We start from the raw sequence: 20,380 nt of genomic DNA, 5'->3' as shown, positions 1-20,380 counted from the left end.
AGCAATCAAATAATTGTAGCCTGGGAGAAGGCGTAGCCCTAACCCGGGAAATTTCTCACCACTGACCCCAGGTTACGGCTTTGCCTTCGCCCAGGCTACACGTTTTAATCACAAGGTGAATTTATGGATAATAGCAATACCAAGCTGTTTGTACTTGATACCAATATTTTAATGCATGATCCTACAGCGCTCTATCATTTTGAAGAACATGATATCTATGTGCCCATGGTTGTTCTGGAAGAGTTAGACAATCATAAAATGGGTACCTCGGAAGTAGCGCGTAACGTACGCCAAACCAACCGTATGATGGTAGAACTCATGAGTAATTCTACCCATGAGCAAATTGTATCTGGATTAGCGATACCTAATTATTTGCACTCCGATAAGAAAAAGTGCAGCGGCAAGCTATTTTTTCAAACCGATGAATTTGACCAAGCTGTCCCCTCAACGCTCCCAGGGCATAAAGTAGATAATACAATTCTGGCTACCGCTTTAGGCTTACAAAAAAAATACGCCGGGAAAAAGCAGGTCATTATTGTATCCAAAGACATTAACTTACGTATCAAAGCGGGAATTTTGGGAATTCTTGCAGAAGATTATTACAGCGATCAGGTCCTTGATGACGTCAATCTGTTGCATAGAGGCTTACACATTCTAGATAATAATTTCTGGGATACCCACGCCAAAGACATGGGATCATGGCAGGAAAGCGGCAAAACTTTTTATAAAGTAGCTGGCCCGCTAATCCATCAGTGGAACCCCAATGATTGCATCAGCACCGAAGATGATCAGTTCCAAGCCATAGTAAAAAAACTGGAAAGTGATCATGCGGTAATTCAGCTCGTGCGTGATTATACAAAACATTCTGTATGGGGAATCCATGCGAAAAATCGGGAGCAAAACTTTTCCCTAAACTTGCTGATGGATCCCGATATCGATTTTGTTAGCTTACAAGGTCCTGCGGGAACAGGAAAAACACTACTCACTATTGCTGCAGGTCTTACCCAAGTCTTAGATCAAAACCGTTATTCAGAGATTTTAATGACGCGGGTGACAATTCCTGTAGGCGAAGATATTGGTTTTCTTCCTGGCACCGAAGAAGAAAAAATGACTCCGTGGATGGGGGCGCTAATGGATAACCTAGAGGTGCTCCACAGCTCACAAGTGGGTGGTACTTTCGGACGTGGCGCAACCCAAGATTTATTACAGAACAAAATTAAAATTCGTTCTTTGAATTTCATGCGTGGTCGTACCTTTTTAAATCGCTACATTATCATTGATGAAGCGCAAAATTTAACGCCCAAACAAATAAAGACTTTAGTTACACGTGCAGGCCCTGGATCTAAAATTATTTGTCTTGGGGATATCAAACAAATAGATACCCCTTATTTGAGTGAAACGACGTCGGGTTTAACTTTTGCAGTAGATCGTTTTAAACACTGGGAGCATAGTGCCCACATGAGCTTAACCCGTGGGGAGCGTTCAAGACTTGCATTTTATGCTGCGGAACATTTATAGTAGGGTCCGTTTAAATTTCGCTAGCTTGAGCCAAAATGGCTTGATTTTTGAGCACCGAAGCGCAGCATACATGAAGTATGTGAGCATCGGAGCACAAAAAATCGAGACAGTTTGGCCAGGATAGTAGAAATGTACTTTAAGGATTTACCATGACCGATCATGCCATCACCTTTGATGACGTTCTGCTTGTTCCTTCATACAACCACCACGAATCAAGACGCGTGGTGGAAACCACCAGTACTGACCGACTGGGTAAATTAACTCTAGAACTCCCTGTAATTAGTTCCAACATGGACACCATTACTGAAAGTACTATGGCAAACTTCATGGGTTCCAAAGGTGCTATGGGTGCTTTACACCGCTTTATGAGCATCGAAGAAAACGTTGAAGAATTTAAAAAGTGCCAAACTAAAGTTTTTGTTTCCGTAGGTTGCAGTGTTGCCGATTTAGAAAGGGCAGAAGCATTACGTGATGCAGGCGCTGACTATTTCTGCGTGGATGTGGCCCATGCGCATGCCAAATATGTGGGGAAAACGCTAAAGAGTTTACGCCAAATCCTAGCTGACCGCTGTATTATGGCTGGAAATGTTGCCACCTATGCAGGCGCGGATTATCTTGCCTCATGTGGTGCGGACATCATTAAAGCGGGTATTGGCGGAGGTTCCGTGTGCAGTACGCGCATCAAAACCGGTTTTGGTGTCCCCATGCTAACCTGCATTCAAGACTGTTCACGTTCGGATCGCTCTATCGTTGCTGATGGTGGAATTAAAACCTCCGGAGATATCGTCAAAGCATTAGCCTTTGGCGCTGACTTTGTCATGATAGGCGGTATGCTCGCAGGAACTGCCCCAACACCTGGCGAAATCATTCAAAAGCAAGATGGAACTAAAGTAAAGCGTTACCGTGGCATGGCATCCAAGGAAGCCCAGGAAAACTTCTTAGGACAAATGCATGAATGGAAAACGGCTGAGGGCGTCGCAACGGAAGTACCCTTCAAAGAAAACCCTGACGCAATTATTGCAGATATCGTAGGTGGTTTACGATCTGGTCTGACCTATGCTGGCGCGGACACCATTAGCGAACTGCAACGCAAGTTAAATTACGTGGTGGTCACCCAAGCCGGTCGTATTGAAAGCTTACCGCATAAATTATTGACTGGAAATTAAAAAGAACTCACTCATCCATTGTCGCCTGGGTAAAGGGATAAGGCCTTAACCCAGGTTTTCGAGTGCTCCCAGAAATTACGGAGTTCCCACAGTAGGGGTATCGGGAGCTGGAGTATCAGGAGCAGGAGCTGGTTGTTTTTGTTGAGGTGCAACCTCATCAAAACTACTATCATCCACAGACCCGAGAGATTGTTCCGCGCTACCATTCTTACTACTCGTTAGAGGTTGCATTTCAATCGCATCTGAATAGTCATCGTCATCATCAAAGGTGGCCTTTGTAAAGTCGTCTAGATCATTATCATCGTCTAATTGCTCATCGTCTTGCTCATCCATTGCTTGTTGATTTTCGTCATCTTCATCATTTTCTGCTTCAACTACTGCCTCATCTTCCTCTTCTTTTTTGGTCGAAAAATCAAGTTTTTTTACTTTATCTATAAGTTTCTCTAGAGCATCAGCTATTTTATCGCCCAATTTGTCAGGAGCAGAAGTTATCGCATCGGTAACTGCACCCACCGTGTTTGCAACTTTAGTAAGTGCCTGCCCTACTGTCGTTTGCTTCAAAGCGTTTACTTTATCGTCTATTTTATCTGAAATTGCGTCTTTTAGCTCACCTGCTTTTTCGTTTACCGCATCCTTCAAGCCGCTCAGCGCTTTTCCGACTCTAGTTTCTGCAAATTTATCACCAAGTTTCTCTACGCCCTTTTTCAAAGCATCGTTTATGGACCCATTAATGTCCGCAACCATCTTCCCCATATCTTCAAGCATCTCTTGGCTAGCGCTTTTCTCCTTGCCCTTACCCTCGTCTTTTTTAGCGTCCGTTTTTTTAGGTGGAGATGCATCGTCCTGCTTGGCCTTGCCGTCATCTTTCTTGCTTGGTTTTGGACCATTAGAAACATCCGGAGTTATCACCTGCGGCTGTGGAGGAGCACTAGTAGGACCTGGAGTCTGTGTATCTGGTTTTGGCTTCTTAGGTTCAGTTTTGTCTGTACTCATTTATCTTAACCTCTATAGTATCTGCCCCTATTATATTAAAGATAGCACATTAAAAGAAACGTTGCCCTGAAATAAATAGCGCGAATTTAATATTTTCAGATACACTAAATAGTATCAGGATTTGCTTTTTGTGAATTATATTAACCCATAATTTACACTAATTTTGCAAAAAAATGGCAACATAAAATGGAATAATACATCATGATGAAGCAAGATGATTTTCGGTATATGCGACGAGGCAAACAACTGCTTGATTTAAACAAGGATGATTTAGCTTTGCTCGAACCAATTTATCGACGGGGTCCCAAAAAAGATCGTGCCCTGCTGCTGATACATGGGTTTACTTCCTCCCCAGCAGTTTATCGTTATCTGATTCCTCAATTAAATCATTATGATGCATTAGTTTGTCCTGTATTACCGGGGCATGCTGAAAGCATCTCTGCTTTTGCACAAGTCAAGGCTGAAGATTGGTTCAATTGTGTCATGCAAGAATGCGAGACATTATTTAAAGAATATCAAAAAGTTGATGTTCTAGGCTTATCGCTTGGTGGACTTTTAGCTTGTAAGCTGAGTGCCAAATTTACATTCAATCACATGTTTCTTTTAGCGCCAGCCTTAAAACTACACATGAATATTCATAAGAACCTAATGATTCTTAATCTACTAAAAAAACTTGGATTTTGTGAGATCCGTGGACAGGCAGGTAACCTAATAACCAATGAACATGCGGAAATATCATACAGAAAATTTCCAATTCCTACGCTGATTGAGGTGTTTCACTTTATTCGCGAACACCATTGGATCGCACCAAACTGTCCAGTTGATCTCTTTTTAGGCACTTATGATCGTGTTGTTGCTTCCAAAGAAGTAGAAAGGATGTTTTCCTCTTTACCTAACACCACCATACACTGGCTTACTAACTCGGCACATGTTTTACCATTGGAGAGTGACCTAGAGCAGATTACCCAATGCATTAATCGACATATGCCTCATAACTCGAAGGAGCAGCCCTCACTTCTGTTAATGGAGAAGGAACTAAGAGTAAACGAAATTTAATCCACTCTGATGAGCGCCATCTCCCCTTCAAGGGAGAAGGGGGACGCATTTGTTCGACTTATGGAAAACAAAAAATCCCCTCTCCCGCCATCGGGAGAGAGGTGAGGGAAAACCAAACTCGCTACTTTTTAAGGGAATTGTTTATTGTAACGCGTAAAATCTTTCAACTCGGCTTGATTCCACTCACGCATATCTAATACCGATCCATCAAAAGCCATAAAGTCCGCACGCGTAGTGGGAAGGTTATAATAATAAATGTCACTTGCATCCGTAGCCAAATTACTCTGATGTTTTGCCACTGAAATTTCTGCAATAGAGTGACCGTGTGTTCTTACAAAACTGCGTTGTGCACGTAAATAGCGTCCTTTAAAGTGCGCATTTCCCCAAAGCTCAACATCGAGCCTATTGACTGCACCAGCTAATTGAATCGTTGATTTCTGCTTTGCGCGCACCGTTAAATTATCCGTTCTGACCCAATACAAACTGAGCCAAGCATTTCCATGCATCGACAAATTGGCTAAATTGGCAACTCCTTCGAGCTGAACTTTTGGATTTCCTTGCAGATGTACCTGTAAGTTTGGGCTAGAAATACCCCCAATTTGGACAAGACCTTTACCTTTAATATCCAGCACACGTAAGCCAATAGAGCCGCCTAATTTGACGGTCCCGGTATTGACCAAATAGGCATCCAATGCACTGGTACGTATCTGACTTCCGGTAATTAGAGGAGTACCTGAAGCCATTATGCGGTTAAGAAACTGGCCGCGAACATCAGCATATACTGGGCCATGTGATGGATATCCTGTCAAATACAGTATGTTTCCTTTGACCTCTGCCTTGACCGCAACTAAATCGCGGGCGTCACCAGATAAAATCACCTGTGGCTGTTTATACCCCGTATGCAAACTCACATACAGAGGGCCTTGGAAGACAACCTGATTAAACGGAGTAACTGATCTGACTTGTTTCGTCTTTACAGCTGGCGGCAAAGGAGACATCGTTTTTTTTCTGGGCCCATGATGCGCACAAGCAGCTAATAAAAAGACAATTAGAATCAATAAGTAACACCGCTTTAGCATAAAGTTCATTCCTGGTTCAATAATTCCTCTACATTAGAGGAAGTTCTGGCAATGTGCAAGGTGTAGCCTAGGTGAAGCAAAGCGGAACCCGGGTTTTCCAATAGAGAATCGTACCTCACCTCACTCAGGGCCATCTAAAACCAAGATCCTTTATTAAAATTGGAAAGCATTATATTGGCAGGACAGGTATCATTCACTGGTGAATTCGGCGCACTATCGATTAACGTCTCTAAAGATTCATCAAAAGGAATTAATGCCGGCAATTCAATGTAAATATCAACCAAGATACCGTTTCGACACCCCAGATAAACTTTACCGGAGTTCTTTTTCCCAAAAGCTTGCACCACCATCTCCCGCAATGCGGTTAAAGGTACTTTTTGTCCTTGATGCTGGGTTAGATACTGTCCTAAAACAGAATGGTCGACCGCTTCAGTCAAACGCATGGCCAAAGAAAAATACTCATCTGCAGATAGTACCTGACAACTGCCATGCTTATTCCATTCATGGCGCTCCAAACAACTCCCATAATTATAGCTGGGCATGATTTTTTTCAAGTGTTCGGATACTTGTGGTGACAAATTTAGTGGGGGATAAGCACAATGCTTGAATTTTTGTTCTACGCCACAGTATCCATAACTTTGACCACAGGCATTCTGGTTAGGCCATAAACCATGTAAGGTAAGATGTTTTGCTTGGTACGAATTTGGGGGTAAGTTCATGCATTCTGGCTTGCCAGCTTCATAGCCGTAAGTTTGGCAAAAACCAGGCTGCGAACTAAGCGCAAGAACATAAGAATCAGACATGCCCGCATGCGTATCGCAAGCATCACCGAATCCAACAGAAGCAACAACGTTGACAGAAAAAACAAGCAACAACAGAGCAGTGAGCTGTTTCATTAAGGCCTCCAACCAAGGCTTCTTTCAAACATTATACATAAGCAGAATATGAAATCCAGCTTTTTATTTTTATATAATATATTGAATATTAATGAAAATTTTTTGATTAAAGTGTTTATTCTGAACGCCAAAGTGACATGGTTAGTATCCGTAGCCTGGGTGCAGCCTAGCGGAACCCAAGAGGATGATGCAGCATTGAATCCCCGGGTTTCGCTACGCCGCACCCGGGCTACATCTTAATCATTTGCAAGGATTGTGCCCTCTGGAAGATTCGCTAGATCATCAAGTTCTTCTCGTCGTTCTTTTTCAGCTCCTGCAGAGAAAAGACGAGGGCGCTCAGGTTTCTTAGGCTTCATAATTTCACCACAAAAGGTCTTATATTCTTGCTCATCAAATTCCAATTCCTTTTTTTCCTCAGGTTTAAACATAGCGTCCACTAAAAATTGGGTTGCAATTGCCAGTGCCGCCGCTGCAATAAGCATAGGGATACCAATACCCAAAGGTACGACCGCTAAACTGGCGAACACCACGGCAGGAATAAGAAGTTGAATCAAAGTACTACGGATTAAATTGACTGATTGATAAATCATCATCTGTTTTTGATATTCAGTTTCTGCTAGGCATTGCTTAATTTCAAGGTAAAGAAATTTTTTTTCGTTGCTGTCCAGAGAGTTATCGCCTTTTAATCTATCGCTTCTTATCAATTGAACTAAGCACTTAATCTTAAAGTCGGCATCTTGCTGTGACTCTTGTTTTGTCTTATGAGTTTTATAGAGTTCAATACCACCTTTGACTATATTATTAATCACAGTAAATGCAAAGCACAATACCGCACCCGCAATAGCCATTGAAGCTAAAACTGGAGCTGATATAGGCAGGAATGGCATGGTTAAGACCAAAAACGCGCCCATCAAAGCAGTCGCGTACACAATACCCCAAATTAAGGATACTTTTTGCAGCTGCCACTCTCTTTTACACTTTTTCTGCTCTTGTTTTAAGGTATGGATTTGCATCTCGATTTGGCGTATTGTTTTTAGCTCTTCCTCTTCAAGTTGTCCATTTTTATTACGCAAGGCATGAAGTTGCCGCTCTAATCTTGCTAAATCTTCCTCATATTGCAGCATGGCTTTATCATATTTTGTTTTTTGCTCAGCCAAATCCCAGATCGATATAGCAATATCAAAAATTAACAATGCAAGGGTAACCGCATCTCCCGCAGCACCCAATGTGCCTCCTCCAGTAAGCCAGAAAAAACACACTAAATTCGCTGTTCCCCAAATTGAATCATTCAATAAAGTAAATTTTCTTTTTGACCACTCGGTTTGGAAGCGCTCCTGCCAAGGAGTTTTTGCCTCTTCGTCACTCATCTGCTCTTCATCATATCGAATAGTATGTTTGAGTAACAAAAATAAATTCATGAAAAAACGCGCGTAATATAAAATCCAGCTCAAATTCCCGGTGTAAGGATCCGGCATTTTAATCGCTTTATCGGCTTGATCTCCGAAAAAACGAGAGTCTTCAGCAACTAAGCCAATCAAGGTTTTTATAAAACTTGACCCCCAGACCCAATATAATCTCTTATCATTCAGGGAATCCATGTACCCTCTAATGGTCTTAGTGGTTCCCCCTGATAGGTCAACAATGTCTTTAGCTAACAAGCGAGCAACAGGAATACCCATATATTTTATAGGTTGTGCATCAGAAATCTCCGCTAGCTCAGGAGATTCTTGAACGCGTCGTTGATATTCGGGGTCGAGCTCTTTAAGTAAAAGTGAACACTTCGCAATCTGTTGGTTATATTTCTTATCGTTTTCTGTTTTTTGATAGTCTTTTTCATGTTGTTGTTGCGCGGCCAAAAGCAACAGCGTAATTCTTAAGTCATATATTAGCTGTTCTTTTTGTTTATCACTCATGTATCGACACAGGACAACATCAGCTTTATCCAATTTTCCTAAATAAAATTCTAAGGAAGGAAGAAAGTCATCACTACGATGTTCTGCAAACGCGCGACCGGTTAAAGACCCAATATAATCCAGTTCCCTTCCTTTCGCTCGTTTATAGGTGTTGGCTTCAGAGGATGCTTGTTTTAACCGATTATAGTACGTTTGATGACGAAGATATTGAATGTACTTAGGAGATTTAAAGTATTCATCGTACTCTTCCTCTGCCGTGATTTCTGGTTCTATGGGTTCTTGCAGAAGTTGAATACTTTCTTTTTGTATATCTACATAATAAAGATTATCGTTCTGAAAAATGACGGCGTCATTATTGTCATGGAGCACACTTTTGAGGTTGGCAAAATCAACATTATCCTCATCTGCAAGATTAATCTCTTCAGAGTCTATATTGATAAGACCACATTGGGTTCGACTGTACTCAAGTAGCTTTTCGAAACTCAAATCAGCGATGTTTCTTTGTTCTTTTAATGCATCTCTAAGGAAAGATTGCAGAATTGCGCTACTTGTTGCCATAACAGTCACCTCTGTGCCCATAAATCTCGACGACTAATTCATTTTATCACAGAAAAAAATTAATGTGTTCTTTTTTATAACATAGCACTAATTTTAAAAACAAGATGTACAGACATTGATTTACACTATTGAAACCAAAATTTTCATAAAATAATAAATTATTGATTGAAAATTCATCATTCTAGTTGAATTTATAGCCTGAGTGCAGCGCAGCCAATCCCCGGGAATGCAATAGTAACGATCCCCGGGTTCCGAGACTACAATATTTTAGAAAAAGCTATGTCGCTGAAGAGAGATCACGCGCGTAAATATCATCGAAACGCTTAATGTCATCCTCTCCCAAATAAGCACCACTTTGCACCTCAATGACATACAGTGGCTCATTCCCCGGATTACTTAAGCGGTGGAGCGTATTTTGCGCAATATAAGTTGATTGATTTACCGATAGGAAAATGGTTTGCTGGTCATTGATTACTTCGGCTTTTCCAGAAACAACAACCCAATGTTCCGCACGATGTTGATGCATTTGTAAAGATAAACGGGCTCCAGGTTTGACCATCAGACGTTTCACTTTGAATGAAGCGCCCTCGGCGAGAACCTCATAATATCCCCAAGGGCGAGATACGCGTTGGTGATCCTGTGTGAGTTGGTGGTGATCTTTACTTAAAGAGCTCACCAAATCCTTAACCTGCTGTGAATATTGCTTGTCAGCAACTAAAACTGCATCTTGTGTTGCCACAATAATTTGATCTTGTACACCAATGGCGGTGACCAAAATATCAGTACTATGAATCAAGCAATTAGTACTCTGCTGCGCAATAACTTTTCCAGTCATCGTATTCCCGTCTTGATCCGGTATATTGGCATCAGCTACTGCAGACCAACATCCTAAATCACTCCATTGCATGGACACGGGGATAACTGCTGCTTTGTTTGTCTTTTCCATAATCGCATAATCAATCGATTCCGCCTCACATCGTGAAAAGTATTCTAAATCGAGACGTAAAAAATCATGATGATGTTGCGCTTTTAAAACAGCTTGCTGACTAAAATATGAAATATCCGGCTGGTATTCAGCTAACTCCTGAAGATAAACACCCGCACGGCATACAAACATACCGCTATTCCAAAAATAATTTCTACTGGCAATAAACTCTTTCGCCATCTCAATGGCTGGTTTCTCTCTAAAACTTAAAACCTGCTGCACCTTATCCGTTAGCGACTCTCCCGCCTCTATATAACCATAGCCTGTTTTGGGACTATCTGGCTCGATCCCAAAAGTCACTAAAGCTTGATGCTCTGCTGCAAATTGTGCTCCTGTTAACATGGCTTCTTGCCATGCTTTATCATCCGCTATCCAATGGTCTGAAGGAAGTACCAACATGACGGCATCAGGACCGGCAATTTGGGATAAATAATGAGCAGCACAGGCAATTGCTGGGGCGGTATTGCGTGCACAAGGCTCTAACAGATAGGTCATTGAATGACTTAAATGATTTAATTGCTCCTGACAAAGAAAATAATGTGCATCATTACTGACAATCAGAGAATGAGTACTCACCAAGTTCTGTGCTCGGTTCACCGTTTGTTGCAAAAGAGATAACTCACCATTTAAGGCCAGGAATTGTTTTGGGTAATTTTTACGAGATAACGGCCATAAACGAGTCCCAGAACCTCCAGCAAGGATAACAGGATAAAGAGTAGTCGTCATAAAGTTCCATGTTATGGCATAATTTGGCGCATTCTAACAGCATTTTTGACCTAAAAAAAGCAAACTTCCCAATAAGTCCGAACAAAAAAACAACAGCCTACGTTGCACGCGCAAATTTGCATACAGACGTTCATCTAATGTTTGGTTCTGAATATCATTTGCCAAAATTGATTTGAGAATATAATCTGCTCGGACTTACTTAAAAAGTAAACGTAGTTAAATGCTGAGCTAAACAGCCCAGCCAACACTTACTTATTAATAAAGCCACAAAAGTAAACTCTTCATGGAGACTTATATATTATGAAAAAAGCGGTAGTCTTACTCTCTGGGGGTCTGGATTCGACCACTTGCCTGGCTTTAGCAACAGCAAAAGGTTTTGCCTGTGCAGCAATCAGCTTTGCCTATGGGCAAAGACATTCTGCTGAATTACAAGCAGCACAGCGTATTGCACACCATTATAAAGTGATAAAACATCATATTGTGACCTTAGATACGGAACTGTTTCGTAACTCCGCTTTAACAGATACGAACCTGGACGTGCCTGCCTTTCAGGAAGGCTCTGAGATTCCGGTAACCTATGTTCCTGCGCGCAATACCATTTTCTTGGCAATGGCCTTAGGCCTGGCTGAATCCATAGGTGCACGAGATCTCTTCATTGGCGCAAGCTCTGTTGATTATTCTCATTATCCTGATTGTCGTCCGGAGTTTATTGAAGCCTTTCAAACTTTGGCCAATTTAGCAACCAAAGCAGGCGTAACTGGAGATCGTTTTTCTATTCATGCGCCATTACAACATTTAAGTAAGGTACAAACCATCCAGTTAGGGATAAGTCTTGGCGTAGACTACAGCTTAACGGTTTCATGCTACCAGGCAAATGATGCGGGCGAAGCCTGTGGTGAATGTGACAGTTGTACTTTCAGACGACGTGGCTTTAGCGGCGCAGGGGTTGCGGATCCTACTTTATATCATCATGCAACGACAAAATAACAGCCAATGAATCAATATCTAGTGAATTATGATATGGGTATTTTCGAGTATCTGTATCGCTTAATTAAAACCGAGGGCACAAAATGCGCCCAAAAATAAAACCAAAAGAACAAATAATAAAAAATCTGCTCATTTATTAAACTAATAATCCTAAAAAATCAAATTATTTTACACTTTTGTTACAACAAATTGAGCATTTTTGGTTCACATGTAGCAAAAACATTGCTATGATTCGCCGTGATTTATAACCTTGGAGTAAAACATGGCATTACCAAAAAAAGTTGCAAAATTTTTCGAAACGATTGGTTATTTACCAGCGAGTGCTTTCGTTGGTCTTTCTAAGTTAGTACTCGGTGGTACTGATGTAGATGCAGATGGCAAACCTACTGGCACTACTACTCGCGGCTTAGTTGGTTTACTGGCTGATGGTGCTAAATATCTAGCTCGTTCAGCTACTGATTTCTTAGCGAACCATAAAAAAGCGATTGCTATTGCTGCTTGGGCTTCTTTAGCTGTTGCTGGTGCTGCTGCACTGACTTTATTCTTGTGGCCTGCTGCTTTAGCTGCTGTTGCTACATTCTCAATCGGTGGTCTTTCTATTGCTGCTATCGCTGGTGCTAGCACCCTTGCACAAATCGGTCTTGCTGCTGGTTTAGCTGCTGCGGCTACTTCTGCTCTTGTTTATACAGGTGCTGCTATTGGTAACTTCGCTTCTTGGGTTGCAAAGTGCTGCAAAGATCTTCGTGCTAAGAAAGGTCCTTCTTCAGTAGCTCCTACTGGTCTACAAGATGATGAAGAAGAAGATTTAGATAGTAGCCATGAAGCCACTGCTACTTTGGGCACTGGCTCTAGAAGACCACTTGCTAGATTAAGTACTTCTGATGATGTTGAGGCTTCTGCTACTGTTACAGCTAAGAAGCAACCAACTGCGACTGTTGTTAGATTAGGACAACCACAACAACCACAACACTTTCCTCCAGTACTTGCTACTGCTACTGTTGCTACTAAGAAGAAAGATGATGCTGAAGAACTCCAACAAGGTCGCGGTCTTGGCCTTTCAGGTAGCCAACACTAATTAATTAGTGCTGAGAGTACCATTGTAAAACGCGGCCTAGGCCGCGTTTTTTATTTCCTCTTATAGCGTTCTCCACAAATCATTCCTACTAAAATTCTTGCCATAATTCAGCCAATGCATTCTTAAAAGCAGCAAAGTAGAACCAAAAAACAAGGCTCGCATCAGGCTTCACTCCCGGGTTACGGCGATGTCTGCACCAACTACAATTTTTTAAGCATTTATCACTCTTATGCGTTATAATCAGTCATTTCATGCAAGTAGGTACCTAATTGATGGCGAAACAACGGAAAATGCTGGTGACCAGCGCCTTACCCTATGCAAATGGTCATTTACATCTTGGGCATTTAGTAGAACATGTCCAAACAGATATTTGGGTGCGCACCCATAAAATGTTAGGCATTGACTGCATTAGCATTTGTGGCGATGATGCACATGGAACCCCAATTATGTTGAAAGCAGAGCAAATGGGAATTACTCCCGAAGCGTTGACTGCTGAAATCAAATTAAGCCATGAGCAAGATTTTAAAGCCTTTGCAATTGATTATGACTGTTACCACACCACCCACTCTCCTGAAAATCAGGAGTTGGCTGTCGCCATATACGAGGCATTACAAGCCAATGGTTCAATTATCAAAAGAACCATCCGCCAGGCTTATGATCCCCTAAAACAAATGTTTTTACCCGATCGTTATGTCAAAGGAACCTGCCCTAAATGTGGCGCTAAAGATCAATATGGGGATAACTGCGAAGTCTGTGGCGCGACCTACTCGCCTACGGATCTGCTTGATGCAGTATCGGCTATTTCGGGGGCCAAACCCATAGAAAAAGATTCCGAGCATTATTTCTTTGATTTACCTCGCTATGAACAGCTCTTAAAAGAATGGACCCGTAGCGATCACTTACAAGCAGAAGTTGCCAATAAACTGGATGAATGGTTTGCCGCAGGCTTAAAGCAATGGGATATTTCCCGTGACGCCCCCTATTTTGGCTTTCCTATTCCGGGGACTACGGACAAATACTTTTATGTTTGGCTGGATGCGCCTATAGGCTATATGGCTAGTTTCAAAAAATACTGTGATGCGCATGGTGTCTCTTTTGCTGAGTTTTGGGATAAAGACTCCACCACCGAACTGTACCACTTCGTTGGCAAAGACATCGTATACTTCCATGCTTTATTTTGGCCCGCGATGCTCGCTGCCAGCGGTCATCGCATGCCAACAGCGGTTTATACCCATGGCTTTTTGACTGTTGATGGCCAAAAAATGTCAAAATCACGCGGGACATTTCTCGAAGCACGCACCTATTTAGCACATTTGCATCCAGAATACCTACGCTATTATTTTGCAGCCAAACTCAATGGTCGGGTTGATGATCTTGATTTAAATTTTGATGATTTTACCAACCGCATCAACGCCGATCTGGTAGGGAAAGTAGTCAACATTGCCAGCCGCTGCGCCGGTTTTATTAATAAGCGCTTTGATAACCAACTCAGTAATCGTCTAAGTGATCCGCAACTGTATGCAGAGTTGCTGGCCATGCGTGCTGAAGTAGTGGAGTCTTTTATTGCTCGTGATTATGCACGCGCTATTCGCCAAATCATGGATTGTGCCGATAAAGTGAATCAGTACATCGATACAAATAAACCCTGGGTTTTGGCAAAAGAAGAGGAGCGTTTATCTGAAGTGCAAGACATTTGCACTATGGGGATTAATTTATTTCGCATCCTCATGGCTTATTTAAAACCAGTATTGCCGCTGATGGCAGAAGCCGCAGAAGAGTTTTTGAATTGTGAACCACTTACTTGGGATGCAATTGACCAGCCTTTATTAAATCATCATCTCAATACCTTCCAGCCGTTAATGGTGCGTGTTGAAAAGGACAAAATACAAGCGATGCTGGAGCAGTCCAAACAGGTGTACAATGCCCACAGTTAAAGAAATTGACGCGCTTTTGCCACAAACCCAATGTGGCGAATGCGATTTTCCTGGTTGTTTACCCTATGCCGAAGCCTTGGCTCAAGGTACAACCACGATTAATAAATGTCCTCCTGGAGGCGTTGCCACCGTCAAAGCGTTAGGTGCTTTGCTACATGTTGATCCAACGCCTTACTTGTCAGAGGCACTTGCCAATACACGTCCGCCATCTGTTGCCGTCATTCGTGAAGCAGAATGTATTGGCTGTACCAAATGCATCAAAGCCTGCCCGGTTGACGCAATTATCGGCAGTGGCAAATTAATGCATGCCGTAATCAACCATGAATGTACCGGTTGTGGTTTATGTGTTGCGCCCTGCCCAGTAGATTGCATCGAGATGGTTACATTACCAGAGATATCCTACGATAAAGAGTTAGCACGCAAACGCTTTCACGCGAAACAAAGCCGTTTATTGCGTGAGGAACATGAAAAACAACAAGCGTATAGAGAAAAACGCCTGCTTGCATTGAAAACGGATAAAACTCAAGACCTACAAGCCAAGCAAGACTATATTCAACAAGCTTTAGCGCGCGTAAAAGCGAAAAAAAATCATGAATAAGCAAAAACGTCGAGAAATTTTTGAACGCTTTCGTGAGCAAAACCCTCATCCAACTACTGAATTGACCTACCATTCTCCTTTTGAATTATTAATTGCTGTTATTCTTTCAGCACAAGCAACGGATATAGGCGTCAATAAAGCAACAGCCAAATTATTCCCTGTAGCCAACACGCCCCAAGATATTCTTGATTTAGGGCTGGAGGGCTTAAAGGAATATATAAAATCTATAGGCCTGTATAACAGCAAAGCGCAAAATATTATGAAAACGTGCGACCTGCTACTCAAAAAGCATGAGGGGCATGTACCCAATACCCGTGAGGAATTGGAGTCACTTCCTGGGGTGGGGCGCAAAACCGCAAATGTAGTGCTCAATACAGCTTTTGGCGAGCCCACCATGGCTGTAGATACGCACATATTTCGGGTAGCAAATCGCACGGGGTTGGCGAAAGGAAAAAACCCTTTAGCAGTAGAAAAAGCGCTGCTAAAAAACATAGAACCTGAATTTTTAAAAGATGCACATCATTGGCTGATTTTGCATGGGCGATACGTATGTACAGCCCGCAGCCCTCGATGTAAGACATGCATTATTCAGGATCTTTGCGACTATCCAGATAAAAATTTATAAGAGACTGCCTTGCAGTAGCGTAGCTTGGGTAGCGCAGTGAAACCCGGGAATACAAGAATACGGTTCCCGGATTCCACTGCGCTGCACCCAGGCCACATTTAGATGCTGGTTATGGATAACAACAATGAAAGAAAGTCATAAAAATACTCTAGCAAACTTCATTTTAGCAAAATTTTATCGATTTTTATCCAAGGAAGATAACGTCAGCAAAAGAACGTATCTGTACGATTTCGAACAAATGACCCAGGAAATAAAGCCTGGCGATGTACTCTTAGTAGAAAGCCATACGCGGATGGGTAATATTATTCGTCTTATTTCCGAAAGTACCTGGACCCATGCTGCTTTATATATTGGACGTCTTCAGGAAATTAGCGATCCCTCCTTGCGTGAGGTAGTGCAAAAACAGGTGCAAAATCTGACTTCAAAACAGCTGATCATCGAAAGTGTCCTCGGCGAAGGCACGCGCATCACTGGTGTGGACGAATACAAAAACGATCATATACGTATTTTAAGACCCTCCGCACTCCTCCCCGAAGATAAAGAAAAATTGATTGCTGCCGCCATTCATAAAATTGGCAAAAACTACAGTCTGAGACATCTTTTTGATCTGGCACGCTTTATTTTTCCTTGGAGTTTTTTTCCGCGTAGATGGCGCTCTTCTTTATTTCAACACAATATGTTGCAACCCACTGAAGATATATGTTCGTCAATGATTGCCAAGGTGTTTCAATCGATAAACTATCCTATCCTACCCCTGATAAAAAAAGACCAAGCAGGCTATACCTTAATCCACCGCAACCCACGTCTTTATACGCCAAGCGATTTTGATCTTTCACCTTTTTTTGATGTGATTAAATATCCCATTTTACCGCTTAAAAAGGGACAAACTTATCATGACTTACCATGGAAGAACCAATTAATTAGTGATGACATTGAAGTCGTTGAGTTAAAAAATAAAGAATAATCGAGTTTGTTTTTAGATAAAAAGATCTTGATACAACATGTAATGTTCCTGGGCTTCATGAGAAAAAGACTGGCATTTCTATATTTTTACTCATACAATAAAATTTCGTTGTTGCAGGGAGCGCAAACAATATGAACTGGTGGACAGATGGCGCCAAATCACTTGGCAATGGAGTAACATGGGTTTGGAACAAGACCCCAATCACGCAAGCCGTGGGTTACGTTATAAATACAGGGTTTTATGTAGTTGAACAGGTTTTAGCCTTACGCGAGGCGGTTCCTGCCGTAGTTACGCCTCCAGTGATGAAGATCGTCAAAGGAACAGGGAATATACTCTATTATGATGTTGCACCTGTTGTCGCCGCACATTGTGTCAATTACGGCATTCAAACTTATTTGCGACCAGCAGACCCAAGCGGAATGTTGGCATCCTATCTAATACAACCTACCCTAACTCTTATCGATTATACAACATGGGGATTTACTTATAGGCAAGCCCCTAAATTAGCAGTACATACTTTTGCCCTTGTTTCCATGGGCCCAGCCGCTTTTAATGAATACAAATGGAAACTCAGCGAACCCCCACCAACATTATGTAAAGAAGAAGAGTGTAATTTTAAACGTAAATTTAAAGGCACTTTACGCGAACCATTAACATTGGCATTGAATGATCTGGTACTTTGGGTAGTTAGCAACCTTCCCTACGGTGGAAAACAACTCTCATGGGTATTAGCCGTCTTTTTTTATGGTGAATACATCACCCGGATGGCAACACCAGAACGATGTGAACGGCATAAAGCCATGAAATCGCAATCCGTACTGTCTTTAGGTGCAGTGTACACCGGACTCTCATTGTTGATGGATTATGGACTTGATTCCACAGTGGGAATGCCTCCTTATCTGTACCTCAGAACCTTGCACCATTTATTACTTTTAGCGCACATTAATCTCGCATCACACATGAACTTGCCATTAGTCAAAACGACAAAAGATACAATCTCCCTTGATCCTTTTGTTATTTATGATCGAAGCAAACGTTTTATGGTTGATGTTGTGTTTGCAGGGCTGATGAAAAGAATACCGATTGATTTTAAACCGCCAGAAGGTTCAAAACCCTTCATTCCGCTTTCAACGGTTTTTAAATTCTTAACTAAAGTACTTAAAAGTGATTTAGAGCAGGTACAAGTTACACAGCCTGGATTTTTTAAAAAAGCAACAAGAATTCTGATACCGAACATGTTTCTTAGTCCAAAAAATGCAGTCAATGATCCGGTGATTAAGCAATTTTGGCCTGACATACGCAGTGACTTACTCTACATCTTAGAAATTGTAGAATCGACAAAACCGGTTAAATCACTAACCACAGCACCTAAAGCCATTGCATCTACAGTGAAATATACACTACCAGTTGTATTAAACTTTCGTTTTGGCTTACCTATAAAATTGTCTGAATTTCTATTATCCTTAAGTAAAAAAGAAGACTTCTGGGATTTCGTATCTGAACTTAAATTATGGCTTGAACGAAATAATCTATCTAATGAAGTAATTTTGGCAAAAGGAAACTCTAAAGTGGGCGTAGGTTTACATGAACATGGACGAATCATCGAGCTCCCTATAGAGCCTCAAGCGATCACATTACCTCCTGCCGATGATTTAAAAGCAGTACGCACACCAACAATGGCGAATGCCAAACGCTTAGCTTTTCAAAAACCTCCGCAAACTCTAGTCACCGCACACAGTTTATTTTCTACTAAAGATCGCTCTCAATTCATAAGTGCCACGCCACCTAAAAAAGAAGAGCATCCTTTAGTCCAACCAACCGAAGAAAATGCGGCATTTCAATACAGCTAATGAGTTGAGGGGATTAAAAGAATGCCTATAGCGCTTCTGATTCTTTTAATCACCTTGATTGCAATTGCTATCCGCAGAATGACTCAAGTTATCATTCCAATTTGGCTTATTACTACAGTAGGCGCTGCAGCAACAGTATTATTGCAGCAAATCACCCCAATTCACGCAATTGCCGCAATTGAACCGGATGTAATGTTTTATTTGTTTGGTGTTTTTCTCATCGCCCAAGCAGCTGAAGACAGTGGCTATTTAGAACAATTAACGGACAAAATCTTCTATCGTGTCCACACTGGGAAACAGGCTTTATTCATTATTCTATTTGTCCTTGGATTGAGCGCGTCCCTACTGATGAATGATACCATTGCAATTATAGGCACCCCCATTATTATTCAACTATGTCAATCACATAAAAAGTTAATTAAGCCCTTACTTTTTGCCCTGGCGTTTTCAATCACTATTGGCAGTACCCTCACCCCTATTGGTAACCCACAAAACTTATTAATTGCTGTACAGGGAAACATGCCATCACCTTTTTTTCAATTTATCCGGCTTTTGGCGATACCTACAATAATAAATCTTATCATTACTTATCTGTTTCTCTATTTTCTATATAGAGATACTTTAAACGAACCTATAGAAAAGCCTACTCCTGCCCCCATCAATGATCGTCATACAGTCACTCTTGTTCAATTAAGCTTAAGCATTTTTTTTCTTTTAATCATGCTGAAAATTGTTTTCGAATACATCCAATCATCCATCCATTTAAATTTCAGTCATATAGCACTTATCTCTTCCTTGCCAATTTTTTTAAGTAAACTCCGCTGGGAACTTATCAAACGATTGGATTGGGGCTCTTTGATTTTTTTCGCAAGTATGTTCATTTTGATGCAAAGTGTATGGGATAGTGGTTTTTTGCAAGCGCAGATCAATCATTTCCATCTTTCAATGGCTCAAGTGCCGGTTATATTGATAATCAGCATTATTCTGAGTCAATTTATATCCAATGTACCCCTGGTCATCTTGTATTTACCACTGCTCATGCACCATTCTGTTTCTGATGCCAGCCTATTGGCTTTAGCAGCAGGAAGTACCATTGCCGGTAATTTATCAATTTTAGGCGCAGCAAGTAACATCATTATTATTCAAAACTGTGAAAAAAGAGGCATTAGAGGCTTTAACTTCCTTGAATTTATAAAAATTGGGGCTCCGCTTACGCTCATTAATATTTTGATTTATGCATACTTCCTTTAAAGCGAAAATCAGGTCGTTAACAGCACGTGAAATCTAGATGAACCAATAGAAATTTATGAATCTCGCCCCATGTTCTCCCCTACACTCCGCGCATCAAGCAACTGGACAACTGCTTGCCATATTAAACGCAATGGTGGTATATTTACGCGCGAACTTGTTCATTACAAGGCAACTATCAGCAAAGGCCAAGGCAAAATTATGGAAAT

The 20,380-nt window shown here is 41.5% G+C and carries 16 protein-coding genes; 11 read left to right on the top strand and 5 right to left on the bottom strand.

The annotated features are described in order from the left end of the window. Positions 1 to 123: 123 nt before the first annotated feature. Complete coding sequence (locus Lste_RS14075) at positions 124 to 1,518, top strand: PhoH family protein (RefSeq protein ID WP_058511546.1); 1,395 nt, start codon at positions 124 to 126, stop codon at positions 1,516 to 1,518. Positions 1,519 to 1,667: 149 nt separating this feature from the next. Then, on the top strand, positions 1,668 to 2,684 hold the full coding sequence (locus Lste_RS14070) for a guanosine monophosphate reductase (protein WP_058511545.1): 1,017 nt from the start codon (positions 1,668 to 1,670) through the stop codon (positions 2,682 to 2,684). A 75-nt stretch (positions 2,685 to 2,759) separates the two neighbouring features. On the opposite strand, the gene Lste_RS14065 is transcribed toward Lste_RS14070, so the two are convergent. Beyond that, on the bottom strand, positions 2,760 to 3,677 hold the full coding sequence (locus Lste_RS14065) for a hypothetical protein (RefSeq protein ID WP_058511544.1): 918 nt from the start codon (positions 3,675 to 3,677) through the stop codon (positions 2,760 to 2,762). A gap of 204 nt (positions 3,678 to 3,881) precedes the next feature. On the opposite strand from Lste_RS14065, the gene Lste_RS14060 reads away from it, so the two are divergent. Beyond that, positions 3,882 to 4,733, top strand: coding sequence for an alpha/beta hydrolase (locus Lste_RS14060; protein WP_193393432.1), 852 nt, complete (start codon positions 3,882 to 3,884; stop codon positions 4,731 to 4,733). A 128-nt stretch (positions 4,734 to 4,861) separates the two neighbouring features. On the opposite strand, the gene Lste_RS14055 is transcribed toward Lste_RS14060, so the two are convergent. The 4 genes from Lste_RS14055 to Lste_RS14035 all read right to left on the bottom strand — a co-directional run bounded on the left by Lste_RS14055 (position 4,862) and on the right by Lste_RS14035 (position 10,890). Further along, positions 4,862 to 5,812: a GIN domain-containing protein gene (locus Lste_RS14055; protein WP_058511542.1), complete on the bottom strand. Its 951-nt coding sequence runs from the start codon at positions 5,810 to 5,812 to the stop codon at positions 4,862 to 4,864. 134 nt (positions 5,813 to 5,946) lie between these two features. After that, on the bottom strand, positions 5,947 to 6,708 hold the full coding sequence (locus Lste_RS14050; protein ID WP_058511541.1) for a ribonuclease T2 family protein: 762 nt from the start codon (positions 6,706 to 6,708) through the stop codon (positions 5,947 to 5,949). A 236-nt stretch (positions 6,709 to 6,944) separates the two neighbouring features. Further along, positions 6,945 to 9,179, bottom strand: a complete 2,235-nt coding sequence (locus Lste_RS14040; protein WP_058511748.1) for a hypothetical protein — start codon at positions 9,177 to 9,179, stop codon at positions 6,945 to 6,947. 277 nt (positions 9,180 to 9,456) lie between these two features. Continuing rightward, positions 9,457 to 10,890, bottom strand: coding sequence for a mannose-1-phosphate guanylyltransferase/mannose-6-phosphate isomerase (locus tag Lste_RS14035; protein ID WP_058511539.1), 1,434 nt, complete (start codon positions 10,888 to 10,890; stop codon positions 9,457 to 9,459). Positions 10,891 to 11,190: 300 nt separating this feature from the next. On the opposite strand from Lste_RS14035, the gene queC reads away from it, so the two are divergent. The 8 genes from queC to Lste_RS13995 all read left to right on the top strand — a co-directional run bounded on the left by queC (position 11,191) and on the right by Lste_RS13995 (position 20,174). After that, the gene (gene queC / locus Lste_RS14030) at positions 11,191 to 11,877 is read left to right on the top strand and encodes a 7-cyano-7-deazaguanine synthase QueC (RefSeq protein ID WP_058511538.1); all 687 of its coding nucleotides are present in this window, start codon (positions 11,191 to 11,193) and stop codon (positions 11,875 to 11,877) included. Positions 11,878 to 12,139: 262 nt separating this feature from the next. Beyond that, on the top strand, positions 12,140 to 12,952 hold the full coding sequence (locus Lste_RS14025) for a hypothetical protein (RefSeq protein WP_058511537.1): 813 nt from the start codon (positions 12,140 to 12,142) through the stop codon (positions 12,950 to 12,952). A 272-nt stretch (positions 12,953 to 13,224) separates the two neighbouring features. Beyond that, the gene (metG, locus tag Lste_RS14020) at positions 13,225 to 14,886 is read left to right on the top strand and encodes a methionine--tRNA ligase (protein WP_058511536.1); all 1,662 of its coding nucleotides are present in this window, start codon (positions 13,225 to 13,227) and stop codon (positions 14,884 to 14,886) included. Further along, entirely contained in the window at positions 14,873 to 15,484 is a 612-nt protein-coding gene (locus tag Lste_RS14015) for an RnfABCDGE type electron transport complex subunit B (protein ID WP_058511535.1), read from the top strand. Before metG ends, Lste_RS14015 begins: the two co-directional genes overlap by 14 nt. Then, positions 15,477 to 16,109 (top strand): endonuclease III, encoded by a 633-nt coding sequence (gene nth / locus Lste_RS14010; protein ID WP_058511534.1) that lies wholly within the window; start codon positions 15,477 to 15,479, stop codon positions 16,107 to 16,109. The genes Lste_RS14015 and nth overlap by 8 nt, the downstream gene beginning before the upstream one ends. A gap of 124 nt (positions 16,110 to 16,233) precedes the next feature. Then, on the top strand, positions 16,234 to 17,073 hold the full coding sequence (locus tag Lste_RS14005) for a YiiX/YebB-like N1pC/P60 family cysteine hydrolase (RefSeq protein ID WP_058511533.1): 840 nt from the start codon (positions 16,234 to 16,236) through the stop codon (positions 17,071 to 17,073). Positions 17,074 to 17,204: 131 nt separating this feature from the next. Beyond that, a complete protein-coding gene (locus tag Lste_RS14000; protein ID WP_058511532.1) occupies positions 17,205 to 18,923 on the top strand; it encodes a hypothetical protein in 1,719 nt (572 codons plus the stop codon). A gap of 21 nt (positions 18,924 to 18,944) precedes the next feature. Beyond that, complete coding sequence (locus Lste_RS13995; RefSeq protein WP_058511531.1) at positions 18,945 to 20,174, top strand: SLC13 family permease; 1,230 nt, start codon at positions 18,945 to 18,947, stop codon at positions 20,172 to 20,174. The last annotated feature ends 206 nt before the right edge of the window (positions 20,175 to 20,380 follow it).

The organism is Legionella steelei (genome assembly GCF_001468005.1).
In the GTDB taxonomy this organism is placed as follows: Bacteria; Pseudomonadota; Gammaproteobacteria; order Legionellales; family Legionellaceae; genus Legionella; species Legionella steelei.
This window is presented reverse-complemented; position numbering and strand designations above follow the sequence as displayed.